The sequence below is a fragment of the Rhizobium sp. R86522 genome (assembly GCF_042466255.1).
GTDB lineage: Bacteria > Pseudomonadota > Alphaproteobacteria > Rhizobiales > Rhizobiaceae > Allorhizobium.
In genome coordinates this window covers 1,329,669-1,348,199 of the sequence record NZ_JAXHBX010000001.1, presented here as the reverse complement: position 1 = coordinate 1,348,199, position 18,531 = coordinate 1,329,669, and the positions used below count along the sequence as shown (strand labels likewise).

Sequence of the window (18,531 nt, the reverse complement as noted above, 5' to 3'; positions counted from 1 at the left end):
CGCCGACAAGCCATACCCGCCACAGTCTCTGCAGGACGATGCCTTGCCCCCTTCCCTCACCAGCCTGACCGACGAAGCCGCGATCGCATTCGACAATCTCGCCGACCGCGCTGCCCACCTGGTCAATCCGACCATCCGGCTCGGCGTGACCGGACTGTCGCGGGCGGGCAAGACGGTCTTCATCTCGTCGCTGGTTCACAATCTCCTGCATGGCGGTCGCTTGCCGTTGTTCGAGCCGCTCCGTTCCGGGCGCATGATCGGTGCTGCACTTCAGGAGCAACCCGATGACGCCGTGCCGCGCTTCCAATACGAAGATCACATCCGCGCACTGGTGGAGGAGCGGGTGTGGCCGGACTCGACCCGTGCGATCTCGGAATTGCGCCTGACGATCGAATACAAGAGCGCCAGCACCTGGAACCGGATGCTGTCTTCGGGAAAGCTGTCGATCGACATCGTCGACTATCCCGGTGAATGGCTTCTCGACCTTCCCTTGCTGGGGCAGGACTACAGGACATTCTCCGAAAACACGGTGAGCCTCGCCGCCTCCGGCGTTCGCGCGGAACTGGCGCAGGAATGGCTGGCGCTCGCAGCTGCGGTGGATCCCGATGGGCCGGCAGACGAGATTACGGCAAAACGGCTGGCCGAAGCCTTCACCACCTATCTGCGGCTCTGCAAGTCGGATGAGCGCTCCCTTTCGACGCTTCCGCCGGGGCGCTTCCTGATGCCGGGCGACCTCGACGGCTCGCCGGCCCTGACCTTTGCCCCGCTCCCCGTTTTGCCGGAAGGCCGAGCGCCGAAGGGTTCGCTGCGGGCGATGATGGAGCGCCGCTTCGAGGCCTACAAGACCGTCGTGGTTAAACCCTTTTTCCGCGAGCACTTCGCCCGGCTCGACCGCCAGATCGTGCTGGTCGATGCCCTCCAGGCGATCAACCGCGGCCCCGAAGCGGTCCAGGATCTCGAACGGGCGCTCGGCGACGTGCTCGCCTGCTTCCGGGCCGGATCGAACAATATGTTGACGGCCCTCGTACGCCGCCGGATCGACCGGGTGCTGGTTGCCGCCACCAAGGCGGACCACCTGCACCATGAAAGCCATGACCGTCTTGAGGTTTTGACGAGACGCCTTGTCAACCGCGCCATCAAGACGATCGGCATGAGCGGCGCCGGCATCGAGGTCATGGCGCTGGCCTCCGTGCGAGCGACCCGTGAAGCGAATGTGAAGCAGGACGGCCACGACCTCCCTGTTATCGTGGGCACCCCCATGGCCGGCGAGCGCATCGGCGACGAACTCTTCGACGGCAAACGCAAGACGGCAGTGTTTCCCGGCGATCTGCCGCGTGATCCGGAAGCCTACTTCCGCTCGGTCGATGAAAACGACGCCTCCGCCGCCCTGCCCGATCTCAGCATCGTGCGTTTCAGGCCGCCCGAACTCGATGAGAAGCAGGGTATCACCTTGTCCGTGCCGCATATCCGCCTCGACCGGGCGCTGCAATTCCTGCTCGGAGACCGTCTCGCATGAAGAAACCGACCGTACCTCCGACCGGCCCGTCTTCGTCATCCCACTCTGCCCCCCAGAGGCGGCCGGCGTCCTTCACTGTCGAGCCCGAGGCACCACGCACCCGCACGGCCGAAAATCGTACGCCGCGCAGCTTTGCCGGCGACGTTGTCATCGTGCCTGACGACCAGGACCCCTTCATCGCCGCAACCGAGACCCTGCCCGAAGTGCCCGTCGCTGCACCGCGCCGCAAACGTTTCTCCTTCGCCAAGCTTGCGACCGGAGCCTTCGGGCTCCTCCTGTCGCTCGCCTTCGGCCTTTGGGTTGACCGCCTGATCTCGGATCTCTTCGCCCGGGCAGACTGGCTCGGCTACCTCGCGATAGGCGCACTGGCCATCGGGCTTCTGGCCTTGATTGTCGCCGTCGGACGCGAATTGGTCGGGCTCTGGCGCCTCGATACTGTGCAAGACCTCAAGGTTGAGGCGGAAGCAGCAGCCGAGAGCGGCAAGCGCAAGCAGGCAGCCACGGTGGTGAAGAAATTGACCGCACTCGTCGCACATCGCGCCGAGACCGCACGCGGTCAGAAGACGCTCGCCGCCGTCGAGGACGACATCATCGATGCACCGCAGCTGATCGAACTTGCCGAACGGGAACTGCTGTCACCCCTCGATATCAAGGCGCGGGCTCTCATCCTGAATTCGGCCAAGCGGGTTTCGGTCGTCACGGCCGTCAGCCCTCGCGCGGTGGTCGACCTCGCCTATGTTCTCTTCGAAGTGGTTCGCCTCGTCCGCAGCATGGCGGATCTCTATGGCGGACGCCCCGGCTCGCTGGGCATGCTGCGGCTGCTCCGCGACGTCTTTGCCCACCTCGCGGTCACCGGCTCCATCGCCATAGGCGATGGCCTTGCCCAGCAGGTGCTGGGCCATGGCCTCGCGGCGCGGCTGTCGACCCGCCTCGGTGAAGGGGTTATCAACGGCCTGATGACGGCAAGGATCGGCATCGCCGCCATGGATCTCTGCCGGCCCTTGCCGTTTCGCGCAGCCAAACGCCCCGGCATCGGCGACTTCATCGGTGACCTGACGCCGTCGATGACGGGCAAGGATGAAACCAGGGCCGGGTGAGGCAGACGGGCCACACCCGGGAAACCAGTGTGTTTTGCCGATTGTCGAGCACCCGATTTGAGGGTATTGGCAAGGATGCATTAACCATTTTTCCGCTAGGGTCTTCGCGGGGTTTCTGGTTTCTCGTACCAAGGCAAATCGATGTTCTCTCGCTCCTCGACATTCGGCCGTTGCGCCGCCATCCTTGCCGTTGCCGCACTCGTGCCGGTCACGGTCGCTGATGCTGCTTCGCGCGACAAGCGCTTCTTCGAATCCGTCGCCGGATCCTGGAAGGGCCCGGGCGAGATCGTTGCCGGCAAATACAAGGGCACCAAGTTCACCTGCAATCTCATCGGCCTGCCGGCCGAGGGCAAGGAAACCGGGCTGAAGCTGGACGGCACCTGCCGCGTCGGCATGTTCAGCCAGCCGATGTCGGCCGTCATTTCTCAGGCCGGCGGCAGCTATAAGGGCCAGTTCCTGGACGGCGCAGACGGCAAGGGCCTCGACATCGTATCGGGCCAGGTCACCGGCAACCGCGCTGTCATGGGCATCAATCGCGCCAAGCTGAACGGTGCCATGGTCGCGCGCCTGGAAGAGGGCGATTCAATGAACATCACCATTTCAGTGAAGGTAGAAGACCGGATGATCCCTGTCATCGGCCTCAAGCTGAACCGCCAAGCAACCGCCATGGCCGAGAACGACTGATCCGCCTGTTAACCTTCGGCTAGAAGTTCAACCGCGCCACCAGGCGCGGTTTTCGTTTGCAACGGCAATACCCGTCCGATCGACATCCGCGAGCCAGTCAGCGACCACCCGATCCTTGACAGGAAGCTGCGGATCGATGTCGGCGAGCGGCATCAGCACGAAAGCGCGCTCTGTCATGCGCGGATGCGGGATCTTCAGATGCTCGGCATCGATCATGCGCCCAGCAAAGGTCAGAATGTCGATATCGATGGTCCGCGGCCCCCAGCGCTCGACGCGCACGCGTTTCATTGTCCGCTCGATCTCAAGACAGGCGGCGAGCAGTTCCTGCGGCTCGAGAAGCGTCTCGACCGCTGCACAGGCATTGTAGAAATCGGCCTGATCCGTCTTGCCCCAGGGAGGCGTGCGATAGAGCCTCGACACGGAGATCACGCGGCAATCGGACCGCTGGTCGAGCCGGCGCAGCGCTTCGGCCATCGCCGTGACGGGATCGCCGACATTGCCACCGAGACCCAGTGTGGCGGCCTGCCAGCGCTTAACTTCTGACTTGTTCAACGCTCACCTGCACATGGTCGAGGATGCCGGCGATCGGCGCGCTCGGCTTGCGCACCGTGATCCTGCAGCGCAGCATTTCGGGGAAACGGTCGAGCAGTCCGCGCGCAATGGCCAGCGCCAGCGCCTCGATCAACTGCCGGCGGCTGCCGGTGACGATGTCGCGGATCACCTCGAAGGCAATGCCGTAATGCACCGTCCCATCGAGCGTATCGGTCTCTGCGGCAGCAATCGCGTCCACGTCGAACTCCGCATCGACGAAGAAACGCTGTCCAAGCACCCCCTCCTCCGGGAAAACGCCGTGATGGGCGAAGAAAGCGCAATTCTTCAGGGTGATGGTGAAAACACCGCTCATGCAGTCTTATCCTTCCTCGCAGCAATCCGCCGCTCGGTTGCGAGCATAGCATCGGCCATGATCAGGGCATCCCGGTTGATCGCGACATTGTGCACCCGGAAAACGGAGGCGCCCTTCAAGCGCAGCGCAACAGTCGTCGCCGCAGTTGCCACATCCCGGTCGGCGGCTTCCCGGCCGGTCAGCGCGCCGAGAAAGCGTTTGCGCGACGTGCCGGCCAGGAGTGGCAGACCGAAGTCGTGCAGTTCCTCGAAGCGGGCGATGAGCTCCATGTTCTCCTCCGGGCTTTCCTTGGCGAAACCAAAACCCGGATCGAGCACGATTGTTTCCAACGCAACACCGGCCTGCGCGGCAATCCCAAGAGAGTGCTTGAGAAAGTGCCGCTGATCGGCAATCGGATCGGCCAGTTTCTCGCGGCCGCGGCCGGTATGCATGATGCAAAGCCCGGAGCCATGTTCTGCCGCGACCTTCGCAATCTCGGCTTCCCGCTGCAGGCCATGCACGTCGTTGATGATATGCGCGCCGGCCTCGACGGCCGCTTTTGCGGTGGCCGCTCGATAGGTATCGATGGAAATGAGCGCGTCGGTCTGATCGCGGAGCGCTGCGATCACCGGAACGACCCGGGCGATCTCCTCTTCGACGCTGACTTCGGCCGCACCCGGGCGCGTCGATTCACCTCCGATGTCGAGGATCACGGCACCTTGATCGACACACGCCAGCGCGTGCCGCACGGCCGCATCGACGGTATTGTGCAGACCGCCGTCGGAAAAGGAATCCGGCGTCACATTGACGATGGCCATGATCACGCCACGCTCGGCGAGGTCGAGTGTGCGACCGTGCCCTACGCGCCAAATTGTATGCTCAACTATGGCCACCCGACCTTCGAACCCCTCGACGGAAAAGCATGAAGCTGCGATAGTGCAGACCGGGTTGGCTATGCCCCAAGGGCGCGGCGAATACAACATTGCGGAAAAAAGAATGAAGCACTCCCGCCGTCTTCGGGCCGCCGTGATCATGGCAGTCCTGACCGGCATATCCCTGCCGCTTTCGGCCAGCGCGGACGTCGTCGTCCAGAAGTCCATTACCTACTTTCAGATCGGCGGCCGCACGGCAGCCGAACTCGATGCGGAACTGTCGCGCAAAGGGCCCTTCACCCAGGCGAGCGGAAGTCGCCACCCCGGCGCCACCCAGATACGCTTCGGCGGCGACCTCACCTACACACGACGCGGAACCCGTTGCGCAATCGATGATGTGCGCGTCACTGTCGAAACAAAGCTCATCCTGCCGCGCTGGAAGAACCGCAAACGCGCATCCACCGAGATGGCGTTGTTGTGGGACGCACTGTCGGCCGACATCAAGCGGCACGAGGAGCGTCATGCCGAAATCGCGCGCCAGCATGCAAAGCTGCTCGAACAGAGGCTGATGAAGCTGCGACCGGAACGCAATTGCGAGATCCTGCAGGATCGGGTCGCTGTCGTCACCGACGACGTGACTGCATCCCATGACGCAGCACAGATGCAATTCGATCGTGTTGAAGCGAAGAATTTCCAGGATCGCATGCTGCGGATCCTGCGCTACCGTCGCGAAAGCCAGGAAAATCAGTAGAAATCACCCCTGACTTCCAAGGGGAAGTGTTGCTGCAAGGCTTCGGCTTGCACGAAGCTTGCGACATGGCCTGTGAATAACCGGCTATTTCTCGGCGTGGCCCTTGATACAAATCTGAAATATAAGTGTCATCGAATACGTTGCATGAGCGTAAGCGATTTCCCCGTTCTCCCGGCGCGTCCTGGTGCCACAGGTGCTTCCTCCCTCGCCTGGTTGGCGATGCGCCCCCTTGCCCCGCTTTCGTGAAAACGAAAGCGGGGCTTTTTTGGGCGGGTAGCGCTGACAGTAGTGCTCAGCCCTGGCGCTCGGGCACGTGAACGACGAGCCCCTCCAGGGCCGCCGTCACCTTGATCTGACAGGAAAGTCGCGAAGTTGGGCGCACGTCGACGGCGAAATCCAGCATGTCCTCTTCCATGGCCGACGGCTGGCCGACCTTTTCTGACCAGGAATCATCGACATAGACATGACAGGTGGCACAGGCGCAGGCACCGCCACATTCGGCATCGATCCCGGGGACCGAGTTGCGGACGGCGTTTTCCATGACCGTGGAGCCGTCGGCTGCCGCGATGTCAAAACGTGTGCCGTCAAATGCGATGATGCTGATGTTTGCCATGAGTTCCTGTCCAGACTTCGCCTTGTGAAAACCGGCGAAGTCATCTCCCAAATCGGAAAGTCAGTCAACTCACGGCGAAGCGATCAAGGGATCGCTTCGCGTCGCGATGGTGTGCGGCTCAGCGGGCCAACTTCAGGATGAAGTGCTCGGCTTCGAGCACGGCAGCCGCAACGGACGCAAGCGCATCCGCATCGGCACCCCTGGTTTCGATCAGATCTGCAGCCGTCGCGACACGCAGGGCGCCAACGGCCATCGCGGCATTGCGAAGGCGATTGGCGGCAGCCTTGACCTCGACCTTGCTGCGACCACTGGAGAGCGCCACCAGGCAACCGCGGGCCTGACGCGCGAAGATCTGCAGGATCTCGCTCTCGACGGCCTTGTCGCCCTTCGTCTGCGTCGCCAGATGCACGAGGTCGATCGGACGCTGTTGCGCAGGGGTGAGGCCATGCAGGTTGTCCGGAGCCTCGAATGCGATATTGACTGCTGCTGCCATGCCCTTGATCCTGATTTCTTGTTATTTGCTGCCGCCAGTTTGCGGCCACCACATGGGCATGCCGTTAAAAATGCCGGGGATGGCGGCAAAAAGCTTGAGGTATGGTTAATGCAAATTAAACCCCGACGCAGACTGGCTTTTCAGCCGCAACCTTGATTGAAATACTGTTAACAAGAGCTGCGGGACCAGGCACCGCGAAAGCGCATTAATTGTAACGGATGACCAAATGTGTCAGTACGATACGGTTGATTGGGCAAAGTTGCGTGAACTTTGCCTGCAAGCCAGTCGGTGCTAGAACTTCCGGCGGGAACGCCGGCTGTCAGTGGCCGCACTGTGAAAAGAAGGGATTTCGTCTGGCGTGGCGGCAGGCGGGGTTTCAGGTAAACGGTGAGGTCCGGATACGGCATGGCGATGAGCGGCATCGCCGCTTCAGTCCGTCCTCCCGAGAGTAAGCGGTAACGAGGCGTAACCCTATGGCGAACAAGAAGACCGACTCGATTGACGAGAACGCGTTCCAGGCACTCGAGGCGGCCCTGAGCATCGATTTCGACGGTGAGGAAGCCGCCGCGCCCCCCAAGGCACGGTCTCAAGCACGCGCCCCGGAGGCAAATGTGTCCGATAGTATCCCGCGTTCCGCCGCGAAGAAGACGATCGAGCGGCGCTCCGCCCGCGCCGGTGAACTCAATCCCGAACCTGCCCCCAAGGCGCCAGCCTTCGCTCCAGCCAATGACGGCTCTCGGCGCACACCCTCCGCCATACTGAAGTCTCTGGACGGCGCGTCGCTGACCTCTGCACTGCGCAATGCTGCTGTCGTTTCGGCACTCTGGGTCCTCGGCGCCCTCGGCCTGACCCAACTGCTCTACGGTGGCGCGATCTGGCAGGCTGGATCGATTGCCGACATCGTCGCCATGCCGGGCGTGGTCGCCATCGTCGTCGGCACCTTCCTGCCGATCATGCTGTTCTTCGCCTTCGCCATCATGATGGCCCGCGCCCATGACCTGCGCAATGCCGCCCGCTCGATGGCGGAAGTGGCGCTTCGTCTGGCCGAACCCGAAACGATCGCCTCCGAACGCATCATGACCGTCGGCCAGGCGGTGCGCCGCGAAGTCTCGGCGATGAACGAAGGCATCGAACGCACCATTGCGCGCGCAACGGAGCTTGAAACGCTCGTTCATTCCGAGGTAACGGCGCTCGAACGCAGCTACACCGATAACGAACTGCGCGTCCGCGGCCTGGTCCACGAACTCGGCGCCGAGCGCGACGCGATCGTCAACCACGCCGAGCGCATCCGTTCCTCCATCGTCGGCGCCCATGAGCAGCTCAAGGAAGAGCTGTCGCTGGCGACCGAAGAGATTTCCGTCCGCCTGCAGACGTCGGGCGAGGCCTTCGCCTCGATGATCGACATGCGCGCGGCAACGATCATGGAAAAGTCCGATGCGGCCGTAACCGCACTCGGCTCCCTGCTCGCGCACAAGACGGAAAACATGGTCCAGACGCTGGCCGCGTCCGGCATGTCTCTGTCCAGCGAGTTCGACACCCAGCTCAAGTCGCTGACGTCAACGCTCAGCGAACGCGGTCGCGAACTTCTCGGTGAATTCGCGACCCGAGCTTCAACGCTTGACGCCAACACGGAGAAGCTGAACGCGGCCCTCAACGAGCGTGCCCGCCAGCTGAACGAAACGCTGGTCGAGCGTACCCGTGACATCGCCGAGACCCTGAAGGGCAGCGAAAGCGCGATCACCTCATCGCTCGACGACGTGCTGGGACGCCTCAACAGCTCGCTCGACGAGCGTGGCCGCAGCTTCCGCCAGAGCCTTCAGGCCAGCGCCGACGATGCCATCGTCGACCTCGACCTGCGTTCGGGCCTGTTCGAGGATCGCTTCCAGACCACCATCGGCCAGATCAACGCAACCTTCGACCAGCGGGTCGCGGAGTTCGCCAGCGCCTTCGACCAGCGCTCGGGCTCGCTCGATTCCAAGCTGATGGAAAGCCTCGCCCGCATCAACGAAACGGTGAACGGCGGAACGGATTCTATCAGTGGCATCCTGAGTTCAAGCATCGAGCGTCTCGGCGGAACGCTGACCGATCAGTCGCTTGCGCTTGCAATGACCCTGAGCACCAGCCAGGAAATGCTTGATAGCTCCATGTCCGACCGCGCTCAGGAAATCGCGGAAGCGATGTCGGCACGCGCGGCGGCACTCACCGAAAGCCTGGAAAACGCCCAGAAGCGGATCGACCAGGTGATGGAAGAGCGCAGTGGCTCGCTCTACAATGCGCTGACCGACAACCAGTCGCGCTTCGAGCAGACCCTCTCGACCCGAGCCGAGCACATCGTCAACGCGCTTGAAACCAACCAGGACCGTTTCGCCGAAACCCTCGACACCAAGGCGCGCGGCATCGCGAGCCTGGTCGAAGGTCAGAGCGAGCAGTTGATCGATGCTCTCAACACCAAGAGCCTCGAACTCGACCTGACGCTGACCGCCCGCACCCAGGATCTCTCCGAGACACTCAACGACAGCCAGCGCCGGATCGACGAGACACTGACCCAGCGCGCCTCCGCGATCATCGAGACGGTCGCCGATGCCGACCGTCGCATCGACGCAGCCTTCAGCGAAAAGGCAGAGACTATCCGCAATGCCTATGGCGAAAACCAGGAGCGGTTGGAACTTTCGCTTGCCAGCCATACCTCCTACCTCACCTCTACGCTGGAAGACGCCACCGGCGACATCGAGCGTAGCCTTGGCCAAGCCTCGGGCCAGATCGCGGAAACCGTCACCAACGGCATCTCCGAGCTCGAAACCAGACTGGGTGCGAGCCAGCAGCAGCTGGATACCCTGCTCACGACCGCCTCGAGCACGATTTCGAATACCGTTGCCGACAATGCGAGCCAGATCGCCGAAACGCTGAAGTCCGGCGTCAACGACATCGACGGCCGCATTGCCGAGACCGGCGCCTATCTGCGCTCCAGCCTCGATGCCGCGACCGGCGCGCTGGCAACCACGCTCGGCGAGAACACCGACCGGATCGCGCAGACGATCGACCAGGGCGTCAACGCGATCGACGACCGTCTCGTCAACACGCATGACCGGATCCGCGCCACGCTCGACGACCGGACACAGGCGATCACGGCGGCCATCGGCGACGCGCGCGATGCGCTAGATTTGAGCCTCGGCGAACATGCGACCTCGATCGGTGCCTCCGTTGCAGCAAGCGCTGGCATGCTCGAAATGAGCCTTGAGGATCACGAGGAAAGCCTGCGCAAGGCGATCGACGAATCGAGCCGTGCGCTGGACGAGCGCCTGCGTGGCACGGCCGGCGCCTTGACCGAGCAGATCCGCGACGCCGCCGACGACATCACGCGCTCGGCGCAGGGCTTCTCGGGCACGGTCGAACAATCCGTATCCGGCATGACCAGCCGCCTTGACGAAACCAGCACCCGCATCGAGCAGAGCCTCGGGACGCTGGAAGACCGTCTGCGCAATGGCCTCGATGGTGTCGACGCCCGCGTCAACGATGCCGGCGAAAAGTTCGCTTCACGCCTCGACGACAAGGTCGCGACGATCGAACGTGTCGGCGCAGAAGCCAGCATGCGCGTCGCCCAGGTCCTCGATGAAGGCACCACCCGCGTCGCCGAAACCTTCGACACCCGCACGCCGGTCATCGAAGAGCGTCTGGCGACCATGGACCGTGCCCTCAATATCGGCCTCGAAAACGTCAATCGCACCATCGAAGGCAAGGCAGCCGGTCTTGCAACCGCACTGCGCAGCGCCGTCACCGACGCTGCCCGCGACCTCGATGCCGAGGCTCAGCGCTCGGTCGATCGCCTCGCAACCACCACCTCGCAGTTTGCCGAGCAGATTGGCGAACGCAGCGCCGAACTCAACCGCACGGTCGAGGAGCGCTCGGAGGACCTCGCGCGGCGCATCACCGACACACAGAACCGCCTCGCCGGACAGGCCGCGACGATCGCCGAAACCTTCTCGCAGGCCGGCGATGTCATCAGCAACAAGGTGAACCAGGCAGAAGCCCTGGTCAGCGCCCAGGTTGCCAACCTTTCGGGGACTGTCGGCGAAGTGAGCACCACGCTGGAACAGCGCGCCGCCGCAATCCGAGACGCGATCTCCGGCAACACTCAGGAACTCGCTGCTGCCATGAATGCGGCAGAGCAGGCACTTGAGGCTCGCGGCAACTCCATCCGCGACGCGATCTCCGGCAACACGCAGGAATTCGCCACCACCATGAATGCGGTGGAAAAGGCACTGGAAGCCCGCGGCAATTCGATCCGCTCGGTGCTCGACGACCGGACCCGCGAGCTGAACTCCATGCTTTCGACGCGCTCGGCCGAACTGTCGCGCCTCATCGACGAGAAGGCAGCCCCCGTGGTCGCCTCCTATGCCGAGACCGGCCGTGCAGCCGCCGAGCAGATTGCCGCCGCAGCAGAACAGAGCGCAGAGCGCCTGCGCGCCGAAAACGCAGCCCTCGTCGACGCGATCAGCCAGCGCACCGACCGCGCTGTTGCAACCCTCGGCACCGCCGAGCAGAACCTGGTTGCCAGTGCCTCGCAGCTCATCGAGCGCCTCGGCGATAGCAATGTCGGCCTGTCCACGATGATCGATCAGGCGGTGCAGAGCATCGGCTCGCTCGACAGCCGCCTCGGCGCAACGGCAAACCGTTTCAGCGAAACGGCGAACCAGGCAACCGACATGCTGTCGACCTCGAACCGCCTGCTCGACGACAAGCTCGGCCGCCTCACCGCCGTCTCCGGCGAGACGCTACAGCAGGTATCGTCGATCGTCAGCCGCTTCGGCGACCACACCCAGGTGCTGGGCAAGGCCTCCGAGCTTCTGTCGGCCGCCCAGTCCAACCTCGTGGGCACGCTTGAGGAACGCCAGCAGGCTCTCCGCGATCTCTCCATCGGCCTCGTCAAGCGCTCGGAAGAGATCGAAACGACGATGCAGACCCTCGGCAAGATGGTCGAGACCGCCTTCGATCGCGCCGAGCAGCGCTCCGGCCAGATGGCCGGCAACCTGCGCCAGAGCGTCCAGGCCTCCTTCTCCGATATCGGCCAAATCCTCGGCGAGACCGAAAAGCGCGCCCAGTCGACGGCTGCCTCCATGCGTGACAGCGTCCAGGCCTCGTTCTCCGACGTGGGACAGATGCTCGGCGAGACCGAGAAAAGGGCGCAGATCACCGCCGCCAACATGCGCAATGCCCTCCTGTCAGCCGAACAGGAAGCACAGGTTTCCATCGACAAGACGCTGACCGAGGCCGAGAAGCGTTCAGGCGAACTGGCAAACCGCCTGCGCGGCGGACTGGCAGTCTCGCTCAGCGACATCGACCACCTGCTTGGCGAAGCCGGCCGGAAGTCGGAAGGGGCAGCCGCTGCCCTGCGTCAGGCCATGCAGGAAGCCGTCAGCGAGGCTGTTGCCCGCTTCACCGGCGCCACCGACGAGATCCGCCGCTCGGCAGTCGATATCCGCAAGGAACTCGACCTGACCCGCAACGAGCTGAAGCGTGGTGCCTTCGACCTGCCCGAGGAAGCCAAGGAAAGCGCCGCCCAGATGCGCCGCGCCGTCTCCGAGCAGATCAAAGCCCTGCAGGACATCTCGCAACTCGTCGGCCGAACCAGCCAGACGCTGGAAATCTCCGAGCCGGTTGCACGCCGCCTGGCCGAAGCCCAGCCTGAACCGGTACGCCGCCAGCCGGCCGCCGCACCCGCCGCACCGCAGCCACAGCCGCCGGCGCGCCAGACCGAAACCCTCGGGCTTCGCGGCAGCCTCGGCGCAACAGAAGCCTACGGCCAGCAGAGCACGGCCACGACGCGCGCCGAAGGCGGTGGCTGGATCAGCGATCTGCTGCGAGGCGCCTCGCGCGAGGAGCCGCAGGAAACGGCTCCGGCCCGCCCGGCCCCTGCCCCTGCACCGCAGCGCCCGGTGGCCGAAGGCCAGCCGGCCCGCCAGGGTGACACCCGCAATCCGCGTCACATGGTCGAATCGCTGAACTCGCTCTCGGTCGATATCGCCCGCGCCATCGACCACGACGCCTCGGTCGACCTATGGCGCCGCTACCAGCGCGGCGAGCGCGACATCTTCACCCGTCGCCTCTACACGCTCAAGGGCCAGCAGACCTTTGACGAGATCAAGCGCAAGTATGACCGCGAGCCGGAATTCCGCGTTGCCGTGGATCGCTACATCGCCGATTTCGAGAAACTGCTTTCGGACGTTGCCCGCACCGACCGCGACAAGTCGATCACCCAGTCCTACCTGACCTCGGACACGGGCAAGGTCTACACAATGCTCGCCCATGCGGCAGGCCGTTTCAGCTGATAGCTAACCAATAAAGGAGCCGGTCATCCGGCTCTTCACAGACGGAAAAACCCCGGATCAAATTGCTTGATCCGGGGTTTTCTTTTGCTCGACGGAATGGGAATTGTCGCCGGTCAGATCGATTGCAGCGTCCACGCCACGATGTCAGCCGTGACGCGGGCGAAAGCACGGTCGAGTGCCGCCACGTAAGCTGCGTTGTCCGAGCCGGAGGACGGCACTTCGGCGCGGAAGACCCGCTGCGCCTTGACGGTGCCATTGCGATCGTTGAGCAGCTTGGCCGATATCTCGACGACCCCGCGATCTGTTCCCTCGGCTGAAATTTCGAAGGCGCGCACATCTGTGATCAGCTGGAAGTCGATCGCCAGTCCCTGCCCCGGCCGTCCAACGCCACCGAGGCGCCCGGAATTTTCGAAGGCGACCACGAGTTTCGACTGAACGACCCGCGTGAGCCGATCGCTCCACTGGGACTGCGACAGATAGCGAATCTCGGCGCCGGATACGCGCACCAGGATCTGCTCGCTGTCGAGCGCCTTGAGCGCCGACGGATCGGCCACCAGAAGCTGCCTGTTGCGGGCGCTGGCAGATGTCGCCACCTCGCTCACGGAAGCGGTCAGATCGAATGTGTCGTTGTTCGCTTTCGAGCCACAGGCCGCAAGGCCAAGGCCGAGGCCAGGCACGAGCACCGAGGCCAGAAGAAGCCGCCGGAACCGAGCCACGCCCGCCACCCCCTTCACGCCGATCCCGTCCATGCTGTCGTCCTTTTCGGTGCTGCTCGTCATCGGCGTGTCCGTCCATCGAATTCCTTGACCGTGTCGCCGCCGAAGAGCAGGCGCTGCGGATCCTGGTCGAAATTGGTGATCGCGTCGTTCAGGCCGCGAACGGTGTTGCGGGTATCGTTCACCAGCGTCTGGATATCGCGCAGACCCGTCGCCGAGAAGCGCTGCAGGTTGGCGGCAATCGGTCCAATCTGGGCGTTGAGGTTCTCGGCCGTCATGCGGATGGCCTCGAGCGTCTTGCGGGCTTCCACGCTGAGCGAATTTGCATCACCCGAGCCAAGGAACGCATCAACCTTCCTAAGGATCCCGTCGACCTGCTGGGATGAGGTGTTCAGACGGTTCGCAAGCTGCGTGAAGTCGTCGATCGCCCGGTCGATATCGTCCTTGCGGCCGGTAATGCTGTTCGACAGATCCCGGAAGCCGGCAATGGCCTGACGCGCATCGGCAGTCGCGACAGAGACGTCGTCGACCACGCGGCCAATCTTCTGGCTGTCCACTGCATCGATCAGCCTGGAGACCTTCTCAAGCGTCTGATCGGCATTGTTGCCAAAGCGCTGGAAGGTGGTGGCCGTCTCGCGGAAGCTGTCGATCGCAGGCCCGATGCTCTTAGAGGCCTGCGCGAAGCTTGCCGTCGCCTCCTCGGTATTGGTCAGGATCTGATCGATTTTGTCGGAGTTGAGTGCTCTGAACAGATCTTCGGCGGCGGACAATGTCGAGTCGAGGCGGCCGGACAGGCCCGAGACGGAATTGGAAAGGGCGCTGACGCTCTTCAGGAATTCATCGATGCCCTGGGCATTGTCTGCGAGCGATTTCGAAAAGGTTTCCGCGTTGCGCACCGTGTTGGTCAGCGGTCCCCGTGCATCCTCGATGAACCCCTGCAGCTCGGCAACAGCGCCGTCAGCGCGCTGCAAGATGCGGTCTGCCGTCGAAAGCAGATTGGTCACGCTCGACTGGTCGGCGATCAGAATGGCCGGCTCCCCGGTATCGAGTGCCCGCTTCAGGATCGCGTCACCGGAACCTGGACCTCCGCCGGAAAGCTCGACATAAGCCGCACCGGTCAGACCCTGAATTTCCAAAACAGCCTTCGTGCCCGACGTCACGGGTGCATCAGCACGCACCTCCGTGAAGGCGACAGAGAAGTTCGGGTCCTCGTTGTCGATGTAGAGATTGCGGACCGAACCGACGGAGATGCCGTTGAAGCGCACGGGCGAGCCGATGCTCAGACCGTTGGCCGAGCCCGGGATGCGGATCGCAAGCGGCGCCATCTCTCCGCCCCTTCCATATTCCGCCATCCAATAGACAAACCCGAAGGCGGCCCCGATGACCAGCATCGTGAAAAAACCGACGATCGCGTAATTGGCTTTGGTTTCCATGGCTCACTCTACCGGATGTCCGGCGGATTGCTCCGGCCGGGGAATGGAACGGGCACGCTTGCCCCGGAAATAGGATTGCACCCACGCATCATCGAAGGCGAGCATATCGTCCAGCGTCCCCTCGACCAGAACCTTCTTCTGCCCGAGGACCGCAATACGGTCGCAGACGGAGAACAGGCTGTCGAGATCGTGGGTCACCATATAGACGGTCAATCCAAGCGTATCGCGCAGCTGCGCGATCAATTCATCGAATTCGGCAGCCCCGATCGGATCGAGACCGGAGGTTGGTTCGTCGAGGAAGACGAGATCCGGATCGAGCGCCAGTGCACGCGCAAGTGCCGCACGCTTGATCATGCCGCCCGAGAGTTCGGATGGGTATTTGTCCGCAGCATCGGGATGGAGGCCGACCAGCTCGATCTTGAGATAGGCAAGCTCATCCATCAGCCATTGCGGCAGATCCAGATATTCACGCATCGGCAACTGGATGTTTTCCTTCACAGTCAGCGAGGAAAATAGGGCGCCGTGCTGGAAAAGAACCCCCAGGCGTGTATCGAGCGTCATGCGCTGCAGGTCGTCGACGGCATCGTAATCCGCGCCGAGGATCTCGATCTTGCCGGAACGACGCGGCAGGAGGCGCAACACAGTGCGCATCAGAACGGACTTGCCCGCGCCGGATGCTCCGACGAAGCCGAGGATCTCGCCGCGGTAGATGTCGAGGTTCAGCTTGTCGAGAACGATCTTCTCGCCGAAGCCGACCGTCAGATCTTTTACCGACAGGATGACCTCGCGGTCCTGGGAGGGTCTGGTGTTCATCTGGCCCTCCTCAAAAATCGATCGCGGCGTAGAACATGGCAAACAGCCCGTCCACGAGAATGACAACGAAGATCGATTTGACCACGGATGCTGTCACATGGCGTCCGAGAGATTCGGCGCTGCCGCCCACCTTCATGCCTTCGACAGCCGCGATGATGCCGATGATCAGCGCCATGAACGGTGCCTTGATCATGCCGGTCGCAAGCGTCGAATAATCGACCGCCTCGTGAAGGCGGGTGATGAAGACATCGAATGTGATGCCGGAATAGGCCCAGACCACGACCGCTGCGCCGTAGAGCGCCGAGAAGTTGGCGACGATCGTCAGCAGGGGCAGTGCAATCGTCAGCGCAACAAGTCGCGGAAAGACCAGCACCCCGATCGGATTGAGGCCGATGACCTTCAGGGCATCGATTTCCTCACGCATCTTCATCGAACCAATTTCAGCCGTGATGGCGCTGCCGGAACGACCCGCGATCATGATCGCGGTGAGCAGCACGCCGATTTCGCGCAGCTGCAGGATGCCGACGAGATCGACGACGAAAACTTCCGCTCCGAAATAGCGCAACTGGAACGCGCCCTGCTGGGCAATGATCGCGCCGATCAGGAAGGACATGAGGACGATGATCGGCACCGCCCTCACCCCCATGTGGTCAAGCTGGTTGACCACGGACGCCGGAGACACCCCGGAGCCGCGACCAGCCTTGGTCTGCGCACCGCGGACAGCAGATCCGAGGACGAACATCATGGCGATCAGATCGCCCCAAAGGCTGAGTGTGACTTTCCCTACAGGTTCGAAGATGCGCTCGAAACGGGTGCGGTGATCGACGGGCTTTTCCGGAGCAGTGACGTGCTCAGGAAGGGCTTCGATCAACTCGCGCATGCCGGGGGATCCGCCGACGATCTCGATCGAACCGCCGCGCTCGCGCCTTTCGGTGATGAAACGTCGAACCAGCCATGCGCCGGCCGTGTCCATGTCGCTTACGGCACTGAGATCGATCGTCTCTCGCTGCACGACCGGAGAATCGACCAGCGGGCCGGCGGATTTGATCATCGCGGTGAGGCTGTTGTTCTTCCAGCGACCGGCAAGCCGGATAAGCCGGGCGTTTCCGTCCGGCTGCTCATCGATCTCAATACGGGCGTCTTCTTGCTCAACCGAACTCAAGGTGGCGACAACTTCCAAATTCGCGCCGGGGGATCCGGGTTCGCAAATCACGTGACAGATGGCTGCACACTATAACCATCGCCGCCTGCGAAGAAATCCTTTGCAAACCGTTAATCGCGTTTTCCAACCCGATTGCGGGGCGTCATGACCGCTTTGCAACAGAGCGGTGGTTCAGGCCGCGCGTATCCCGTCGTCCTGGGCCGTTTCGGCAATCGGTTTTGGCAGCAGGATGGGGACGAGTTTGTTCGCACGCTTGCTGGCCGCTGGTGCTTCACTGATCTTGTGACCCCAGGAAATCAGCTCCAGACGGCCATCCGGGTGCTCGGCGATCGCCGTGCAGCTTTCGACCCAGTCGCCCGTGTTGACGTAGTGGATCCCGTCGATGTCTTCCATGACAGCATGATGGATGTGGCCGCAGATGACACCGTCGACCTCGGCGCGACGAGCCTCGTCGGCCACCACCCGCTGGAATTCGCCGATGAAGTTCACCGCATGTTTGACCTGCAACTTGGCCCAGGCGGAGAAAGACCAGTAGGGCATGCCGAGACGACGACGGATAGCCGCCAGCATGACATTGATCGCAATCGCCGTATCATAGGCCCAGTCACCGAGATAGGCCAGCAAACGGGCGTTGCGAACCACAACGTCGAATTCGTCGCCATGCAGAACCAGATATTTCTTGCCGTCGGCCATCTCGTGCACGATCCGCTGCGCAACTTCGATGCCACCGAAATGGATGCCCGGGAAGTCGCGCATGAACTCATCGTGATTGCCGGGAATGTAAACGATGCGCGTGCCTTTGCGGGCCTTGCGCAGCAGTTTCTGCACGACGTCATTGCAGGACTGAGGCCAGTACCAGCTGCGCTTCAGACGCCAGCCGTCGACGATATCACCGACCAGGATGATGGTGTCGGCCTCGTGCGTGCGCAGAAAATCCAGGAGAAAGTCGGTCTTGGCGGCTTTCGATCCGAGGTGAACGTCCGAAATGAACAGGGTCCTGAAATGGCGTGTTTCGCTGGCGTCTTCCACGGCACGGTCCTCATCGCTGTCTGATGAGCGCTTAATCAAACTCGTGTTTCAGGAAGATGACATCGGGAGATTCGCGGCGGATCGCCGGTTCCGGCACGCATTCCGCGCAGACAGGGGATCGCGGAACTAAAGTCTACCACTCG

The 18,531-nt window shown here is 62.8% G+C and carries 15 protein-coding genes; 5 read left to right on the top strand and 10 right to left on the bottom strand.

Annotated elements, in window-relative coordinates; translation table 11 throughout:
* The first annotated feature begins 43 nt into the window (after window positions 1–43).
* The 3 genes from SJY08_RS06385 to SJY08_RS06375 all read left to right on the top strand — a co-directional run bounded on the left by SJY08_RS06385 (window position 44) and on the right by SJY08_RS06375 (window position 3,297).
* Window positions 44–1,516, top strand: coding sequence for a YcjX family protein (locus SJY08_RS06385; RefSeq protein ID WP_377275054.1), 1,473 nt, complete (start codon window positions 44–46; stop codon window positions 1,514–1,516).
* A complete protein-coding gene (locus tag SJY08_RS06380; RefSeq protein WP_377275053.1) occupies window positions 1,513–2,613 on the top strand; it encodes a YcjF family protein in 1,101 nt (366 codons plus the stop codon). The genes SJY08_RS06385 and SJY08_RS06380 overlap by 4 nt, the downstream gene beginning before the upstream one ends.
* Before the next feature lie 141 nt (window positions 2,614–2,754).
* Entirely contained in the window at window positions 2,755–3,297 is a 543-nt protein-coding gene (locus SJY08_RS06375) for a hypothetical protein (RefSeq protein WP_377275052.1), read from the top strand.
* A gap of 27 nt (window positions 3,298–3,324) precedes the next feature.
* Here the strand turns inward: SJY08_RS06375 and folK are convergent, their stop codons facing one another.
* The 3 genes from folK to folP are packed head-to-tail and all read right to left on the bottom strand — an operon-like array spanning window position 3,325 to window position 4,998.
* Window positions 3,325–3,849 carry a 2-amino-4-hydroxy-6-hydroxymethyldihydropteridine diphosphokinase gene (gene folK / locus SJY08_RS06370; protein WP_377275051.1) on the bottom strand — a complete coding sequence of 175 codons (525 nt, stop codon included), beginning with the start codon at window positions 3,847–3,849 and terminating at the stop codon, window positions 3,325–3,327.
* Complete coding sequence (folB, locus tag SJY08_RS06365; RefSeq protein WP_054151007.1) at window positions 3,830–4,201, bottom strand: dihydroneopterin aldolase; 372 nt, start codon at window positions 4,199–4,201, stop codon at window positions 3,830–3,832. Before folB ends, folK begins: the two co-directional genes overlap by 20 nt.
* A complete protein-coding gene (gene folP, locus SJY08_RS06360; RefSeq protein ID WP_377275050.1) occupies window positions 4,198–4,998 on the bottom strand; it encodes a dihydropteroate synthase in 801 nt (266 codons plus the stop codon). Before folP ends, folB begins: the two co-directional genes overlap by 4 nt.
* A gap of 178 nt (window positions 4,999–5,176) precedes the next feature.
* Between folP and SJY08_RS06355 the strand changes: the two genes are divergently transcribed.
* The gene (locus SJY08_RS06355) at window positions 5,177–5,803 is read left to right on the top strand and encodes a DUF922 domain-containing Zn-dependent protease (RefSeq protein ID WP_377275049.1); all 627 of its coding nucleotides are present in this window, start codon (window positions 5,177–5,179) and stop codon (window positions 5,801–5,803) included.
* A gap of 292 nt (window positions 5,804–6,095) precedes the next feature.
* Here the strand turns inward: SJY08_RS06355 and SJY08_RS06350 are convergent, their stop codons facing one another.
* Together SJY08_RS06350 and SJY08_RS06345 are read right to left on the bottom strand one after the other, a co-directional pair.
* Window positions 6,096–6,416, bottom strand: a complete 321-nt coding sequence (locus tag SJY08_RS06350; RefSeq protein ID WP_054151010.1) for a 2Fe-2S iron-sulfur cluster-binding protein — start codon at window positions 6,414–6,416, stop codon at window positions 6,096–6,098.
* 118 nt (window positions 6,417–6,534) lie between these two features.
* Entirely contained in the window at window positions 6,535–6,909 is a 375-nt protein-coding gene (locus SJY08_RS06345; RefSeq protein ID WP_054151011.1) for a hypothetical protein, read from the bottom strand.
* Between the two features lie 473 nt (window positions 6,910–7,382).
* Here SJY08_RS06345 and SJY08_RS06340 point away from each other — a divergent pair, with 473 nt between their 5' ends.
* Entirely contained in the window at window positions 7,383–13,235 is a 5,853-nt protein-coding gene (locus SJY08_RS06340) for a hypothetical protein (RefSeq protein WP_377275048.1), read from the top strand.
* A 113-nt stretch (window positions 13,236–13,348) separates the two neighbouring features.
* On the opposite strand, the gene SJY08_RS06335 is transcribed toward SJY08_RS06340, so the two are convergent.
* From SJY08_RS06335 to SJY08_RS06315, 5 genes are all read right to left on the bottom strand, one after another.
* Window positions 13,349–13,984: an ABC-type transport auxiliary lipoprotein family protein gene (locus SJY08_RS06335; RefSeq protein ID WP_377278497.1), complete on the bottom strand. Its 636-nt coding sequence runs from the start codon at window positions 13,982–13,984 to the stop codon at window positions 13,349–13,351.
* A gap of 26 nt (window positions 13,985–14,010) precedes the next feature.
* Window positions 14,011–15,384 (bottom strand): MlaD family protein, encoded by a 1,374-nt coding sequence (locus SJY08_RS06330; protein ID WP_377275047.1) that lies wholly within the window; start codon window positions 15,382–15,384, stop codon window positions 14,011–14,013.
* A 3-nt stretch (window positions 15,385–15,387) separates the two neighbouring features.
* Window positions 15,388–16,197 (bottom strand): ABC transporter ATP-binding protein, encoded by an 810-nt coding sequence (locus tag SJY08_RS06325; RefSeq protein WP_069041218.1) that lies wholly within the window; start codon window positions 16,195–16,197, stop codon window positions 15,388–15,390.
* A gap of 10 nt (window positions 16,198–16,207) precedes the next feature.
* Entirely contained in the window at window positions 16,208–17,359 is a 1,152-nt protein-coding gene (locus SJY08_RS06320) for an ABC transporter permease (RefSeq protein WP_377275046.1), read from the bottom strand.
* Window positions 17,360–17,530: 171 nt separating this feature from the next.
* On the bottom strand, window positions 17,531–18,388 hold the full coding sequence (locus SJY08_RS06315) for a UDP-2,3-diacylglucosamine diphosphatase (RefSeq protein ID WP_377275045.1): 858 nt from the start codon (window positions 18,386–18,388) through the stop codon (window positions 17,531–17,533).
* Between the last annotated feature and the right edge of the window lie 143 nt (window positions 18,389–18,531).